Annotated in this window: 14 protein-coding genes and 1 rRNA gene; 11 read left to right on the top strand and 4 right to left on the bottom strand. The window is 43.2% G+C overall.

Going from position 1 to position 14603, the window contains the following annotated elements; translation table 11 throughout:
* Positions 1–116 (bottom strand): 16S ribosomal RNA (locus tag JMA39_RS20040); the annotation flags it as partial.
* 573 nt (positions 117–689) lie between these two features.
* Entirely contained in the window at positions 690–2111 is a 1422-nt protein-coding gene (gene ccoG, locus JMA39_RS20035) for a cytochrome c oxidase accessory protein CcoG (RefSeq protein ID WP_202723669.1), read from the bottom strand.
* Positions 2112–2199: 88 nt separating this feature from the next.
* Between ccoG and JMA39_RS20030 the strand changes: the two genes are divergently transcribed.
* The 3 genes from JMA39_RS20030 to JMA39_RS20020 all read left to right on the top strand — a co-directional run bounded on the left by JMA39_RS20030 (position 2200) and on the right by JMA39_RS20020 (position 3944).
* Positions 2200–2553, top strand: a complete 354-nt coding sequence (locus JMA39_RS20030; protein WP_202723668.1) for a hypothetical protein — start codon at positions 2200–2202, stop codon at positions 2551–2553.
* 128 nt (positions 2554–2681) lie between these two features.
* A complete protein-coding gene (locus JMA39_RS20025; protein WP_202723667.1) occupies positions 2682–3584 on the top strand; it encodes a 1,4-dihydroxy-2-naphthoyl-CoA synthase in 903 nt (300 codons plus the stop codon).
* 162 nt (positions 3585–3746) lie between these two features.
* Positions 3747–3944, top strand: coding sequence for a DUF2061 domain-containing protein (locus tag JMA39_RS20020; RefSeq protein WP_202723666.1), 198 nt, complete (start codon positions 3747–3749; stop codon positions 3942–3944).
* Positions 3945–3952: 8 nt separating this feature from the next.
* Here JMA39_RS20020 and JMA39_RS20015 read toward each other — a convergent pair whose 3' ends face one another.
* Entirely contained in the window at positions 3953–5149 is a 1197-nt protein-coding gene (locus JMA39_RS20015; RefSeq protein WP_202723665.1) for a potassium/proton antiporter, read from the bottom strand.
* A gap of 553 nt (positions 5150–5702) precedes the next feature.
* Between JMA39_RS20015 and JMA39_RS20010 the strand changes: the two genes are divergently transcribed.
* The 7 genes from JMA39_RS20010 to JMA39_RS21440 all read left to right on the top strand — a co-directional run bounded on the left by JMA39_RS20010 (position 5703) and on the right by JMA39_RS21440 (position 12045).
* The gene (locus JMA39_RS20010; RefSeq protein WP_202723664.1) at positions 5703–6512 is read left to right on the top strand and encodes a phosphate ABC transporter substrate-binding protein; all 810 of its coding nucleotides are present in this window, start codon (positions 5703–5705) and stop codon (positions 6510–6512) included.
* 76 nt (positions 6513–6588) lie between these two features.
* On the top strand, positions 6589–7494 hold the full coding sequence (gene pstC / locus JMA39_RS20005) for a phosphate ABC transporter permease subunit PstC (protein ID WP_202723663.1): 906 nt from the start codon (positions 6589–6591) through the stop codon (positions 7492–7494).
* Positions 7494–8345 carry a phosphate ABC transporter permease PstA gene (pstA, locus tag JMA39_RS20000; protein WP_202723662.1) on the top strand — a complete coding sequence of 284 codons (852 nt, stop codon included), beginning with the start codon at positions 7494–7496 and terminating at the stop codon, positions 8343–8345. The genes pstC and pstA overlap by 1 nt, the downstream gene beginning before the upstream one ends.
* Before the next feature lie 10 nt (positions 8346–8355).
* On the top strand, positions 8356–9105 hold the full coding sequence (gene pstB, locus JMA39_RS19995; protein WP_202723661.1) for a phosphate ABC transporter ATP-binding protein PstB: 750 nt from the start codon (positions 8356–8358) through the stop codon (positions 9103–9105).
* 170 nt (positions 9106–9275) lie between these two features.
* Entirely contained in the window at positions 9276–9551 is a 276-nt protein-coding gene (locus tag JMA39_RS19990; protein WP_202723660.1) for a hypothetical protein, read from the top strand.
* Positions 9552–9869: 318 nt separating this feature from the next.
* Positions 9870–10913, top strand: coding sequence for a GMP reductase (locus JMA39_RS19985; RefSeq protein WP_202723659.1), 1044 nt, complete (start codon positions 9870–9872; stop codon positions 10911–10913).
* A gap of 340 nt (positions 10914–11253) precedes the next feature.
* Entirely contained in the window at positions 11254–12045 is a 792-nt protein-coding gene (locus tag JMA39_RS21440; protein WP_202723658.1) for a helix-turn-helix transcriptional regulator, read from the top strand.
* A gap of 54 nt (positions 12046–12099) precedes the next feature.
* Here JMA39_RS21440 and JMA39_RS19975 read toward each other — a convergent pair whose 3' ends face one another.
* Positions 12100–13668 carry a hypothetical protein gene (locus JMA39_RS19975; RefSeq protein WP_202723657.1) on the bottom strand — a complete coding sequence of 523 codons (1569 nt, stop codon included), beginning with the start codon at positions 13666–13668 and terminating at the stop codon, positions 12100–12102.
* Positions 13669–14184: 516 nt separating this feature from the next.
* Here JMA39_RS19975 and hpf point away from each other — a divergent pair.
* Positions 14185–14541, top strand: a complete 357-nt coding sequence (gene hpf / locus JMA39_RS19970) for a ribosome hibernation-promoting factor, HPF/YfiA family (RefSeq protein WP_202723656.1) — start codon at positions 14185–14187, stop codon at positions 14539–14541.
* Positions 14542–14603: the final 62 nt, after the last annotated feature.

Below are 14603 nucleotides of genomic sequence, written 5' to 3'. Positions count from 1 at the left end.
TCACCCGTCCGCCGCTCGTCACCTCAGGAGCAAGCTCCCTTGTGTTACCGCTCGACTTGCATGTGTTAGGCCTGCCGCCAGCGTTCAATCTGAGCCATGATCAAACTCTTCAATTAAAGTTTTTTTGCTTCACCTCGAAAGGGTCAGCGGCTCAACGAATTCTGTATTACATATTGCTATGAACACTCATTCATTAAGTAAATTTTTGACTGCTTCGTTAGAAGACAGTTTCGAATAACTTAATCTCTGTGAGTGTCCACACAGATTTGCTTGTCATATTGTTAAAGAGCGTGAAGTCGTCTTTCAGACTTCGCCTTAGACGCTTAGGTCGTTTGGCTGAGGAGGCGTATTCTACACTTCCCAGTGTCGGCGTCAAGCGCTTATTTTAAGAAGTTTTTCAAGCGATGATTCTTTATACAAGGCACATCTAATAAAGCTCTTAAAGCGATTGTCACCAGATTCAAATCTCTTTCGATTTTCGAATCTCTAACACCGCTGCAAGTCCCTTTCTACCTAGGTAGTTGGCCTGCTGTGCCGTGTCAGTGGATGCGCATTATAGGGATGTGAGATGAAAGCGCAAGGGGCTATCTTAATTAAATGAGAATATTCGAATCAAATGCATAGTTATCAAACGATACGTACAAAAAAGGGGCTAAACGCCCCATTTTTATATGTTTTGTCTATTAAAGTCAGTTACCGAAGAAGCGGGATTCCTGCTTTGCTTCTATCTCCCCCTCATCTGTAACCACCTTAAAGTTGATATGAGTCATTGCTCTAGATAGGTCTACAGGATCCACAGCAACGCTGATTGGCAGAGTCAGCACCTCGCCACCTTCAATAGTGACTTGTTGAGGTCCAATCCAATTATAGTTAGCCAATCCCTCAACACTCATATTATAGGTGTGTTCACTTTCAGTTTTATTTAGGATCTTCAGGGTGAAGGTGTTCTCAATTAAGCCGTCGTCAGTTTCTCTAAATAACTGGTTTCGATCGCGGATAACGTCGATACGAATCGGTGCTATCGTCGCTGTTGCATAGACAAAGACCAAAATCATCACCGAAAGTACGACGCCATAACCAACAAGCTTTGGTCTAAGTACTTTCTCTTTAATTCCTTCCAGCTTGTTTTCCGTGGTGTAACTAATAAGGCCCTTCTTATAACCCATACGCTCCATTGTCGTATCACAGGCATCGATACATCCACCACAGTTAATACATTCGTACTGCAAGCCATTTCGAATATCTATACCCGTTGGGCATACTTGGACACATAAGTCGCAATCGATACAATCCCCTAAGCCCATGGCTTTAGGATCGGCTTTTCTCGATCTTGGTCCACGCGCCTCACCACGATGAACATCGTAGCCGACTATATAAGTGTTCTTATCAAACATCGCAGATTGGAAACGTGCATAGGGACACATATGCAGGCACATGATCTCACGCATCCAACCAGCATTACCGTATGTGGCAAAGGTGAAGAAGATAACCCAGAAATAGACTGCCCCACTGGCATTTAAGGTAAATACCTCTATATAGACTTCACTCGTAGGCACAAAGTAGGAAACAAATGTCATCGCAGTGAGTAAGGAAAGCAATAACCAAGCGCAATGTTTTGCTGTTTTTCGCCATAGCTTATCAAAGCTCCATGGCATCTGATCCAACTTAATACGCTTATTGCGTGAACCTTCGAGTTTCTCTTCAAACCAGATAAAGATAAAGGTCCAAACCGTCTGTGGACAGGTATAGCCACACCACACTCGGCCTAAATATGTAGTAATAAAAAAGAGCCCGAATGCAGCAATCATTAATAATGCGGCTAACAAGGTAAAATCCTGAGGCCATATTGTTAAGCCAAATACATGGAATTTTTGCTCTGCAAGATTAAACCAGACAGCCTGGCGGTCTCCCCACGGGAGCCATGGCAGAAGCAAGAAGAATAGCATTGCAATCCAACCTAAACGACGACGCAGAGTCGTCCATAGTCCTTCAACCGCTCTAACATAAATACGATTACGCGGATTAAAGCGGTCTGCCTTAGTCGCATCGGGTTGGTGGATCTTGATTCTTTCAGCTTTTGAGAAGTCTTTTTTATTTTGTTGGGCGTTCATTTTGCAGCCTTACAGCTTTAATATTGCAAGAAAACTAGCTTATTATAACGCTTATAATACAAGTTATTCACCTACATAGGACTAAAAGATGAAGGGCTGGATCATATTGGCAATAATTGCAGGAACTCTTTACTACCTTTATACAGAAACAGACACCTTAGACGAGCCTATTGCAGAAGTTCAGGGGATCTACCAACAAGCTGAAGACAAGCTAGATAGCATGACAGGGACGCAAATCCAACGTATCGACGATAAAGTGGATTTATTAAAGACAGACATTGCTGACCGCCTCTCAGCTACCGAACAGCAAGCATTAAAACTCATCACTCAGTCTCAGGCTAAACTCGATGGTTTCAAGGATGAGTTCTGTGGCAGTGGAGCGAGTAGCCACTCAGCGTTTAGTAAGGAAAACCAAACCTACATCTGCGATAAGCTCAACTAATATGCTTAACCTTAAGCCGATAATGCAACAGATCTCAGTTACTCTATAAACTTGATTGACCTGAGATCTGATTCGGCCTAGCCTTTAGCCATTACTGTAATTAAATGAAGTGAAAAGGCTATCAGCTCATGACACAACAAGTATCAGACATTTTTGATCCCGAATTATGGGATCTCGTTCCTGGATTTGATTTCGAAGATGTTACCTACCACAGAGCCAAAGATCAGGGCACCGTGCGTATCGCTATTAACCGCCCAGATTGCCTCAACTCATTCCGCCCAAAGACTGTCGATGAACTATATATAGCACTGGATCATGCTCGCCAATGGTCAGACGTTGGTTGTGTATTGTTAACAGGCAACGGCCCTTCAGCCAAAGGACAATGGTCTTTCAGTGCTGGCGGCGATCAGCGTATTCGCGGTAAAGACGGTTATAAGTATGAAGGTGCAGAAGAGGGCACTCCTGATGTTGCTCGTATGGGCCGTCTGCATATCCTCGAAGTACAGCGCTTAATCCGCTTTATGCCTAAAGTCGTTATCGCTGTCGTTCCGGGGTGGGCAGTTGGTGGCGGTCACAGCTTACATGTCGTGTGCGACTTAACGCTTGCCTCAAAAGAGCACGCCGTATTTAAACAAACCGATCCAGATGTGGGTAGCTTCGACTCTGGCTACGGTAGTGCCTATCTAGCTAAGATGATCGGCCAAAAACGTGCTCGTGAAATCTTCTTCTTAGGCTTTAACTATTCTGCCGAAGAAGCCTTCGATATGGGTATGGTTAACCGCGCCATTCCTCATCAGGAACTGGAGACTGAAGCATTAAAGTGGGCTAAGGAGATCAACTCTAAGTCACCAACAGCGATGCGCATGTTGAAATACGGCTTTAACTTACCCGATGATGGTTTAGTGGGTCAGCAACTATTTGCTGGTGAAGCGACTCGTCTAGCTTACGGAACAGAGGAGGCCAGAGAAGGCCGTGACGCCTTCCTTGAGAAGCGCGACCAAGACTTCTCCTCTTTCCCATGGCACTACTAATCTCTTAGCAAGCCCTAGCCCATCTGTGAATTCACTGATGGGCTCAATATAATCAAATCACTGCTCTAATCTATTTATCCTATTAAATAAATCTAAGTATTCCTCTTTAAATTATAAATGAGAATCATTATCATTTAATTAATTCAAATAGGGGGACTCACCATGATTAAGACCATGACTTTTGCAATACTTCACTTTAGCGTAGCTTTCACTATTACTTACCTATTGACCGGAAGTGTGGTCATTGGTGGCGCAGTTGCATTAATCGAGCCCGCTATCAATACGGTTGTGTTCTACTTCCATGAAAAGGTATGGAAAGGAATTGAGTCTAAAAATGCTTTAGCCACAGCAGCGGCATAAACGATTCGTTACTCTTTATCGGAACGGTTCAAACCTAGCTTATTCGCCAAGGGGGCTATCGCTCCCCCCTGAATAAAGACAGAGAACAATACGATAAAGAACACCATATGCACGATATCTAAGGATCCCGGCACGCCAGCCGCAGCAGGAATTAATGCAAATACAATGGGTGTTGCGCCTTTTAAGCCGATTGCAGAGATAAACAAGCGCTTCTTCCAGCTCGCCTTAACAAATGGCAGGTAACAGAGCTGCACAGCTAAAGGTCTAGCCACCAGCATCAATAGTAGCGCCGGCAATAATGAGCTTACAAACACAGTTGCGAGTGATTGTGGGAAGATCTGTAAACCTAACACGATAAACATCAGTGCCTGAGCCAACCAAGATAAGCTATTAAAGAAATGCAGATTAACCAACTGCCCACGCTTAATACCATTGCCTATCACCACACCAGCAATATAAGAGGCCAGCAAGATATTGCCCCCTAGTAATTCGGCGCCATAGGTCGCAATGACAAAGCTAGCTAAAACAAACACCGGAATAAGACCAAACTCAGATAGGTGAATGCGATTCAGTAGAGATACTGCGACTTTAGCCACCAGCCAACCAACTATCATAGCAACACCAATTTGGGTCACCAGTTCCAAAGCTATCTCTGACGCAGCAATACTCTTACCCGTAGAGAGCACCATATCCGTTAAAAAGATAACCAGTAGCATGGCGACGGGGTCGTTGGTGGCCGACTCAAACTCCAATACCGTATCGGTCTGCTCTTTAAGTTTTAACTTTTTAGACTCGAGAATAGAGAAGACGGCAGCGGCATCGGTAGATGACACTATTGCAGCAAACAGCAGGCAGGTTATAAAGTCGAAATCCAATAAAGCATATAGAATCACGCCAAAAATTAACGTGGTAAACAGTACGCCAAAGGAGGCTAGTACTCCCCCCTCTTTATAAGCCACTTTAATTTTATCGGTTGAGGTGTTTATGCCACCAACAAACACGATCATGTTTAGCGCCAAGCCACCTATCCACGCGGTCTTGTCTAAATCATCATAGACAAAGTTAAACTCCCCATTACCCAACATAAGCCCTACACCCATGAAGATCAGCAGTGACGGTATACCTAAAGTTCTCGAGGGGTGATGCAGCAATATTCCTACTAAGATCAAAACAGACATACCAATCATGATCATTTCAGTCGTCATAGAGAGCACCTTTGCGTGGGTTGTGTGATGGATATTAGTTAGCGAGTGTCGATACAGGAGGTATTACGATGAAGAGTGACTGATATTTAGGTCATAAACTCTCCACAGAAAGTCGAAGATGTCCCTGTCATAGTCAGTGTCACAAAAGTTTAATAATAAATTTATCCCTTACTCGAACAAGCGAAACATAACATAAAACCACCCAGAAACTGTTAAAACAAACTTAATGGCAAGTTAACACCGGCTTGTTTTTGGTAATTAACCAAGCCGCAACCCCCTAACTAAAGCATTAAAATACCTGAATAATTAAACAAAATGGCCAATTAAGAAATGTTGCCTTAATTTTTGTTTATTTAACAATTTTGGCGCAGTCCGCTTTCCATCAAAGCCAAGTCATATTTCTATCAGCTCATATGCCATACGCTCGACTCAATCAGCTTGTCACCTAATTGTCATATTTCTCTGTCTTAATGCGCTTGCCTTCAGTGAGGCACTAACTTGGTTTTGTAAATAACTCGTATCTAAGCGACCAAACAATAGAGTGGAAATCGTAATGAAAAAAGTATTTGGCTTGTTAACCGCAGTAGGTCTAATGACAGCACCACTTGCCCACGCAAGCACAGTAACAGTATCAGGTTCGACATCTGTAGCTCACGTAATGGAAGTGCTTGCAGAAAATTATCAAAACACCACTAACACTAACGTTGAAGTACAAAGTACTGGCTCATCGGCTGGCATTCGTGCAGCGAAAGATGGTACCAGCATGATTGGTATGTCTTCACGTAACGTAAAAGAAAGCGAACTCAACAGCAGTACTAAAGAGATTGTCATCGCTCGTGATGGTATTGCGGCTGCGGTCAACAAAGCTAACCCAGTAAAGAATCTCACCCAAGAGCAGATATCAAAAATCTATCGTGGTGAAATTAAGAATTGGAAAGAGGTTGGCGGTGAAGCTCGCCCTATCGTAGTGGTCACCCGTGAAAATGGCTCGGGAACCCGCGGCGCATTTGAAGAGATCATGAAGCTACAACGCACAATTAACGGTCACAAAGTCACTGCTATCTCACCAACGGCTCAGGTAGGTAACGGTAATGGCATGATCAAGACCATTGTAGCCAACAACCCATACGCTATCGGCTATATATCTCTAGGCAGTGTCGATGACAGCTTACGCGCTATCGATGTAAACGGTATCGCAGCGACAGAGAAAAATATCGTCGCTGGCGACTATCAAATAGCCCGTCCATTTATCGTATTAATGGACAAGCAAGCCCCAAAAAATGCCAATGACTTTATCAACTACATCTTATCGAAAGATGGTCAAAGCATAGTGGCAGCTGAAGGTTATATCCCAGTTCAATAATTCAATGACGAGATACAGAGGAAACGTTTTTCCTCTGTATCGACTGTTCATTTTAGGTAGATGTCGAGGTTAAGTGATGACAACAGCCAGTAAAGTCCAGACACAAGGACTTAAACTCGCTCCAGCAAAGTCCTATGACTGGAAGGAGATGAGTTTTCATATTCTCTTCCTATGTAGCGCCATGGTTGGCGTACTTTCGGTCGCAACCATAGGATGGTTTGTCTTTAGCGAAGGCTTACCCGCCTTTAAAGAAGCTGGCGTTTCACAGATGATATTGGGCAAGGAGTGGTTACCTCCCGCACTATTTGGCTTACTGCCAATGATCGTTGCTTCACTTATTTCTACCGCTGGCGCCGTAATTATTGGTGTCCCCATCGCGCTGCTTACTGCGGTGTTCTTAGCCGAGTTAGCCCCAAATTGGTTAGCCAACATCATTCGTCCAGCCGTTGAGTTACTCGCAGGCATACCATCTGTGGTCTATGGCTTCTTTGGTTTGGTCATTATCGTACCAGCCATCGAGAGTATTTTTAATATTCCTGCAGGCAACACCATACTTGCAGGTGTCATCGTGTTGGCCATCATGATATTGCCAACGGTAATTACAATTTCAGAAACCTCGTTACGCGCTCTGCCCCCAACCTACAAAGAAGGAGCGCTCGCGTTAGGGGCATCACATATCTTCAGTATCTTTAAAGTGCTAATTCCTGCTGCACGCAGTGGTATTTACACAGGTATAGCCCTAGGTGTGGCACGTGCAATCGGCGAAACCATGGCAATTATTATGGTCATGGGTAACGCACCTGCAATGCCTGGTTCAATACTCGAACCAGCGAGAACCTTGACCGCCAATATAGCCATGGAGATGTCATACGCTACGGGGATCCATGCCAACGCTCTGTACTCGACAGGCATAGTACTACTAGCCTTTATCATATTACTGAACGGATCACTGCTTTATCTCAACCGAAAGCGAGCTCACTAATGTTACAACTTTCACGAGACAATCAAGATAAGCTGATGCTAGCTGCGATTTGGGCTGCAGCGGCAACAACACTACTATTTTTACTCTGGGTCGTGTGGCACATCTTAAGTAATGGCCTAGACCATGTGAGCTGGGAATTTATCACTGGCGCTTACACCCGTATTGGTGAAGCCTCTGGTATTTGGGCGATGATCGTATCGACCATCTACATGGTCGGTCTATCCCTGGCCTTCGCCGCACCGATTGGCATCATGACGGCTATTTACTTGACCGAATATGCCGCACCGGGGAGTAAGGTGGTTCAAGTCATTCGCTTCTGCACCGAATCATTAGCGGGTATTCCGTCTATTGTTTACGGTCTATTTGGCATGACGTTCTTCGTCACCACCCTTGGACTCGGGTTCTCCATCCTTTCAGGTGCGCTAACACTGGCAATGTTGATTTTACCTGTGATTATCCGCACCACAGAAGAAGCATTAATATCGGTTCCGATGAGTTATCGCGAAGGTGGTTATGCTCTGGGTAGCTCGAAAATTTACACCATCTGTCGCTTAGTGCTGCCAAGCGCACTACCGGGTATCGTCACCTCTATCATCCTAAGTACAGGCAGAGTCATAGGTGAGTCAGCCCCAGTATTTTTAACTGCGGGTATGGTGACTCAAATTCCTGAATCTGTCTTAGAATCTGGCCGCACCCTGACTGTTCACCTTTATAAATTAACTCAAGAACTCTTTACTCAACACGAGTGGGATCAAGCCTACGCTACCGCCACCGTGTTAATTGTCTTGGTACTTATTTTAAATCTGGCAACCAAAGTGATTGCCTCACGTTTAAACCGATCAGCTAAGTAAGGTTATCTCCATGAATAAGCTAGAAGTGAACAACTTAAACCTATTTTACGGCGACAACCATGCGCTAAAGAATATCTCATTAGCCATACCTGCTCGCCAAGTCACCGCGTTGATTGGCCCATCTGGCTGTGGTAAATCGACTCTGCTACGCACACTCAACCGTATGAATGACTTAGTGGCTGGTGTGAAGATAGACGGTGACGTGATGTTTGATGGTAGCAATATCTATCAAGATGTTGATGTAAAGCACCTCAGAATGCGTGTAGGTATGGTGTTCCAAAAGCCTAACCCTTTCCCTATGAGTATCTATGAAAACGTTGCCTTTGGACTCCGAGCGCAGGGAGTTAAAGACAAGAAAATACTCGACGATACCGTTGAGCAATCATTGCGAAGTGCAGCTCTATGGGATGAAGTGAAAGACAGGCTTAATACGCCTGCATTTGGCTTATCAGGTGGACAGCAACAACGCTTATGTATTGCACGTACCATTGCGATGAAACCTGAGGTCATTTTGATGGATGAGCCCACCAGCGCACTCGATCCGATTGCGACCCACAAAATCGAGGAGTTGATGGATGAACTACGTAAGCAGTTCACCATTGTTATCGTCACTCATTCAATGAACCAAGCCAAACGGATCTCCGACAAAACAGCCTTCTTCTGGATGGGAGAGCTGGTAGAGCATGGAGAAACCACCCAAGTATTTAATCAACCGCGAGATCAGCGTACTCAAGGATATGTCAGTGGTCAGTTTGGTTAAATCAAATAACGCTCACTATACACAGTGAGCGTTTTTATATAGTACATAAGAGCAAGATTGCCGATAGTCCCCTAGCTAAAATACTGACTTTAGCCTACAAGCTTGTTTAAGCGACATTATTAAGATAGGTTCGAAGATAAAGCTGAATTGATTTAAAGAGGCCCTTATACATGGAAAGAATAAGAGAAGCTCAAGAATGCCTGCAAAAAGAGTTTGAAATCTATAACAACGCATCCAGCAAAAAGCTCCCCGCACTCGACATAAATTGTCCAGATAACCTTGAGACAATGTTGGAGTTTGTCACCCGCAGAGAATCGCTAAAGCAAACGAAAAAACCAACCTATCCACCCGCGGCTAAACTCAAATCGGCCATAGCGGACACCTTGTTATTACTAGATAACTTCGATATGAAAAAGTTTAAAGATAAAAATACAAAAGATAAGTGATCTTTAGCTACGTGACTTTTAACCGAGTAAGACTAATGCTTTACTCAATACGGCATGGGTTAATAAGGCACAGCCAAATTAAAACAAAGGTGCAGCATGCATCAACAAAATAATAACCTTCCGTTTTTAAGAAATGATAGTTTTAATTTGAGAACTTGCTAATAAAAAATCTGTTCCTATAATGCCTAAAACCGGAGCGTCCACAAACGTTCCGGTTTTTTTGTGCCTGAAATAAACTCAGGAATTAATTTAATATCCGATAAAACTACTTTTTATCGGCGGTTTTGCTGCGCGCAAAATCCATGTGAGGAATAAACTATGCGTATTGAACAAGATCTAAAGTTAGGTTTTAAAGATGTTCTTATCCGACCTAAGCGTTCAACGTTGAAGAGCCGTTCTCAAGTAGACTTAAACCGTCAATTTACTTTTAAGCATAGTGGCAAGACCTGGTCTGGTGTACCTATTATTGCTGCCAACATGGATTCTGTCGCTAGCTTTGAAATGGCTGCTAGCCTAGCCGAACACAATGTTATGACTGCCGTTCATAAACACTATAGTGTAGAGCAATGGGGCGAATTTGTAGCAAATCAAACAGCAGACGTACTGCAGCACGTTATGGTTTCTAGCGGCACCTCAGATGCAGACTTTATCAAACTTAGCGAAATCCTATCACTATCAGAAGATCTTACCTTTATCTGTATCGATATCGCTAACGGCTACTCTGAGCATCTAGTTGATTATGTTAGAAAAGTAAGGCAAGCACACCCAATAAAGGTCATCAGTGCCGGTAACGTGGTTACGGGTGATATGGTTGAAGAGCTAATTATTGCAGGTGCAGATATCGTTAAAGTCGGCATTGGCCCTGGTTCTGTATGTACGACACGCGTTAAAACTGGTGTTGGCTACCCACAGCTTTCAGCCATTATCGAATGTGCCGATGCCGCACACGGTTTAGGTGGACAGATCATCGGTGACGGCGGCTGTAGTTGTGCTGGTGATGTTGCTAAAGCCTTTGGCGGCGGCGCTGACTTCGTTATGCTTGGCGGAATGTTAGCTGGCCACGAAGAGAGCGGCGGAGAAGTCGTTGAGCAAGATGGTAAGAAAATGGTTAAGTTCTACGGCATGTCATCACAGTCAGCCATGGATAAGCACTCTGGCGGCGTTGCAAAATACCGTGCAGCAGAAGGCAAAACTGTATTATTGCCATTTAGAGGCAGCGTAGACAGCACTATTTCTGACATCATGGGCGGTGTGCGCTCAACTTGTACCTATGTTGGTGCAGCGTCTCTAAAAGAGTTGACCAAGCGTACAACCTTTATCCGAGTTCAAGAGCAAGAAAATAACATTTACGGTAAAGAGTAAGCCATTAAGTCACTCACTTTAGACATATTATTATGTCGAATATAGTTTAAATTATAGGGGCCTTGTAAAACGCCCCTATTTATTTAATTTTTATATTATGATTTAACAATTAAATATAAATATTGCTCTAATTTTATTGCTAAATTATCTCCTCGCCTCACCTAACAAATATAATTAGATAAAAACAACCTGCTAATCACATAAATCAATTTATTTAATATAGTCCCTTTCGATGACTTAATGGTATTTATGATCTCTATCAATTTTTAACAAGCTCAGTTTGTTAAGTTAAGGTTAACAAGGAATAGCATGTCTGAGCGGAACTAGAGCAGGAGGGCTTGTGAACTGGGAAAGGTTTTCCAAGTGGCAGTATCAATTAATAGAGAACATGAGCCGAAGAGGGGTTATAGGAGAAGATTTTAGTTACCTATCCGATGCTCTACGGGTTGATGCCACAACCATCACAGTGATTGATACCTGTTTAAAACGACTGCATACCTGGTCACCAGAAATATCTGAAAACGATATTCAGTTTTATCAGCAACATTGGCGACACGATATCTTCCTCAACGCCTATCTCCGCAAAGGTCTTATCAATAGCTCACAAATAATGGAAAATTTGGTCGATCCCGTTCGAGTTCAAGATGATAACTGGTGTGAAAGCCTTCTGCCCTATGTGCATTACCACTCAACCATAGGCCTGCTTTTAGGAATAAATCAGCACCTGTACCTATTTTTTACCGCTCACCACCTCAATAAAGAGTTTAACCGTGGCACACGACGGTTACATGAGAAACTAGGGCATTCGATGCAGCCATGGGTCAACGCCTTTCACGCCAAACAGTTAGCTGAAATGGAGCAAGATAAAGCCCTATGCCGTTGTCAGAAACACTTCCCCATCACGACCCAGCAGCAACCTGTAAAGCTTACTCCCGCCGAATATCAGGTATTAAATCTATTAATGGGCGGCCATTCCGGATCCGATATCGCCGATATACGTCAAGTCAGCAAAGAAACCATTAAGAGTCAGATAAAAAGCGTACTGCACAAAACTGGCTCTAAGCACCAAAACCAGCTTTTGTGGCGCTACAACCACGATAAACTACTCGTAACCATCGGCTTTAATAGCTAAAAGCGAATAGAAAAAAGCCTGCAGACTTTGCAGGCTTTTCTTTTACTTTAAATCTTATGGCGTCACTTGCTTAATGGCAATGGCATAGGCTGAAAACTCACTATCCCCCTCAGCCCACTGTGAAACCACGACCATGATGTCCTTGTCTTGGTTCATCGCCCACTTATCCCCCTCAGCAACAAACAGACCATCGACTAAGCTCATCTGCATAGATTGTTCGGTCAACACCTCATCTTCAGAGGTTGCCACATGACTCCAAACAGCAAGACCATCGGCATTAAAGTCCAGTTCTACTATCCAGTAACCAAAACCATCTGAATTCATGCTGCCATCATCAGGCATCTGTAAATTATAAAGGCGCCAGCTTCCCTCTAAGTCAGCAAGTGCGGGAGAGGTGTTTGCCTTCAGCAACACCGACATATTCTGCCGTGTCTCTTTATGGCTATGACGTAGGATAAGATCTTTACCACGAGACAGGTAAGTTACGGCAACTTCATCATCGTCCTCTATGGTGATTTTGCCCATATCATCCATAGCAAACTGAATGGTTTCGACCTCACCACTAGCTTGCTGCTCACCTAAAGCAAGCTCTGTAATATCAGCCTTACCTTGGTCGTCAATTATCAACTTATCGATCCAGACGCCAAATTCATTCTGATTAAAGTTGGCACTCACAGGAGTTTCAATTCCAGTTCCCCACCATTGCCCCTCGAGATCACTTAACTGCTGCCCACCAGCTAGCTTTATAGACAAGCCAAGCTCTTGCTCACCATCTTCAGTAAAGTAGTTCGCAATCTTATCTTTATTGCTGCTTAAGCCCATATCGAGGTTTTCAATCTCTGCGAAACTTAACATACCGCTTTCACTTAAATTAACTTTAAATGTATCGGTATCTAACTCACCATAACTTTTAACCTTAGCCTCCATGGTGACATTACCCTCGGCATCTATGGTCCACTCCTCGACCACATAACTAAAAGCATCGCTTGAGTACGTTCCAGCAACTGGTGTGGTAAAGAACACCGTATGCCATTGGCCAGTTAAGTCAGTCAATTGATAACCTCGACTCTGACCAAAATGAGCCAGCGCCTCATCGGCATCAACAAGATCTTCGGCAGCGAATCCCGATGCAACCAATGCTTCTTGTGCCTGCTCATCAAAGTTATCCGCAGTCGGATCTACTTCATGACCCGCTAAGGTTTCATGAATATCTTCAGCTAATTGAATTCCCGTATCCGGATCATTATCGGTATCGAGTGACTGTAATAAACGTAGGGTATTAATCACCCCCATATGATCAGCCGTATCCGTTTGATACAGATCCATCGGAGTCACTTCATCCTGACCTGTAACACTCGGAAAACGTGTCGCACCTATGTAGAACTCTACCGACTCGCCTTCGTTATAACTAAACTGTCCTTTAGCGTCGGTCACTCCGCTGTGATCTGTAGTCTCATAACCAATGCCCGCCACAGGACTATCAGAAAAGATACCTGTTAATACCGTTGGTTGAGGTTCGGGAGTCGGTGTAGGGGAGTCATCACTATCGCTACCACAGCCAGCAAGCGCTAACATGCTGCTCACTGCCAAGGCCGATACGCTAAGCCTTAATAAATTGTTCATTATTTCTCTCCTTGATATTGGCCTATGGTTAGCATGCGATAACCCCATGACAGCGGCATCCCCCCTAAGGGGGATAGGTTAGGATAAATAACGAGTTTACTTCTGAAGAAAGTGACCATGTATATCAGTTAAAAAGCAGACTGCATTTAACTACCGTACATTCGTAAAGTACGCAAAGAACACCTCTATACCTCTGCGACATAATCCGTAAAAACTAACGCAGTAAGAAAAGTGAAATATTGGCACTGAAGTTAAAACTAGAGGTACTTAAACAAGCTGATACCCCATATATCACAGAAAATGAATGACCTGAGATTGTATCTTTTCAGCTGCAAGCCGATGAAAAAACAGTCCACTTAAAGTTACAAGGACTACAGAGTCACCCATCCATTCTTTTTGATAATGAAATTTAATTTATGAATAACACATGCAAAAACGTGACCTTAGTCACACTACATTAGTGTGATAGGACTATTGTAATTAACACAAAATGTAATGAATTAAGAGTGGCTAACTATGAGCATTAAAATTACCGCACGTGGATTTGAACTTCCTGACTACTTAGAGCAAACCATTAAAGAAGCATTTGTAAAATTCGATAAGTTTAAAATATCCTTCTTTAGCAAAGATGTATTCATGAAGCTTGAACCTGGCCATCTGTTTATTGTAGAAATTGCGACTAAGTCTGATCTTGGGAAGATAGATTCAAAAGGGGAAGCAAATGAACTTATGGATGCATTTAATGAAGCATTCGATCGTTTAGAGCGCCAACTTATTAAGCATAAAGAAAAACCATATGCTCATCGTTCTGAAAAATGTGAAAAAGAAAAAGAGCATCTGATCAAAGAAGAAGAGACATTAATAAAACTATGATCTTGTTTTTATAGTTTTAAATATCATCACCAAAACAAGATTCTCTTTTAAATCAAAAGCTA

It is taken from the genome of Shewanella schlegeliana, assembly GCF_016765635.1.
Lineage (GTDB): Bacteria > Pseudomonadota > Gammaproteobacteria > Enterobacterales > Shewanellaceae > Shewanella > Shewanella schlegeliana.
This window is presented reverse-complemented; position numbering and strand designations above follow the sequence as displayed.

Excerpts from the sequence above, each read along its gene's own strand:
- JMA39_RS20010 (WP_202723664.1), top strand. The coding sequence starts at position 5,703 with ATGAAAAAAGTATTTGGCTTGTTAACCGCAGTAGGTCTAATGACAGCA.
- pstC (WP_202723663.1), top strand. The coding sequence starts at position 6,589 with ATGACAACAGCCAGTAAAGTCCAGACACAAGGACTTAAACTCGCTCCA.
- JMA39_RS19990 (WP_202723660.1), top strand. The coding sequence starts at position 9,276 with ATGGAAAGAATAAGAGAAGCTCAAGAATGCCTGCAAAAAGAGTTTGAA.
- hpf (WP_202723656.1), top strand. The coding sequence starts at position 14,185 with ATGAGCATTAAAATTACCGCACGTGGATTTGAACTTCCTGACTACTTA.
- pstB (WP_202723661.1), top strand. The coding sequence starts at position 8,356 with ATGAATAAGCTAGAAGTGAACAACTTAAACCTATTTTACGGCGACAAC.
- JMA39_RS20025 (WP_202723667.1), top strand. The coding sequence starts at position 2,682 with ATGACACAACAAGTATCAGACATTTTTGATCCCGAATTATGGGATCTC.
- JMA39_RS20030 (WP_202723668.1), top strand. The coding sequence starts at position 2,200 with ATGAAGGGCTGGATCATATTGGCAATAATTGCAGGAACTCTTTACTAC.
- pstA (WP_202723662.1), top strand. The coding sequence starts at position 7,494 with ATGTTACAACTTTCACGAGACAATCAAGATAAGCTGATGCTAGCTGCG.
- JMA39_RS20015 (WP_202723665.1), bottom strand. The coding sequence starts at position 5,149 with ATGACGACTGAAATGATCATGATTGGTATGTCTGTTTTGATCTTAGTA.
- JMA39_RS19985 (WP_202723659.1), top strand. The coding sequence starts at position 9,870 with ATGCGTATTGAACAAGATCTAAAGTTAGGTTTTAAAGATGTTCTTATC.
- JMA39_RS20020 (WP_202723666.1), top strand. The coding sequence starts at position 3,747 with ATGATTAAGACCATGACTTTTGCAATACTTCACTTTAGCGTAGCTTTC.
- ccoG (WP_202723669.1), bottom strand. The coding sequence starts at position 2,111 with ATGAACGCCCAACAAAATAAAAAAGACTTCTCAAAAGCTGAAAGAATC.
- JMA39_RS19975 (WP_202723657.1), bottom strand. The coding sequence starts at position 13,668 with ATGAACAATTTATTAAGGCTTAGCGTATCGGCCTTGGCAGTGAGCAGC.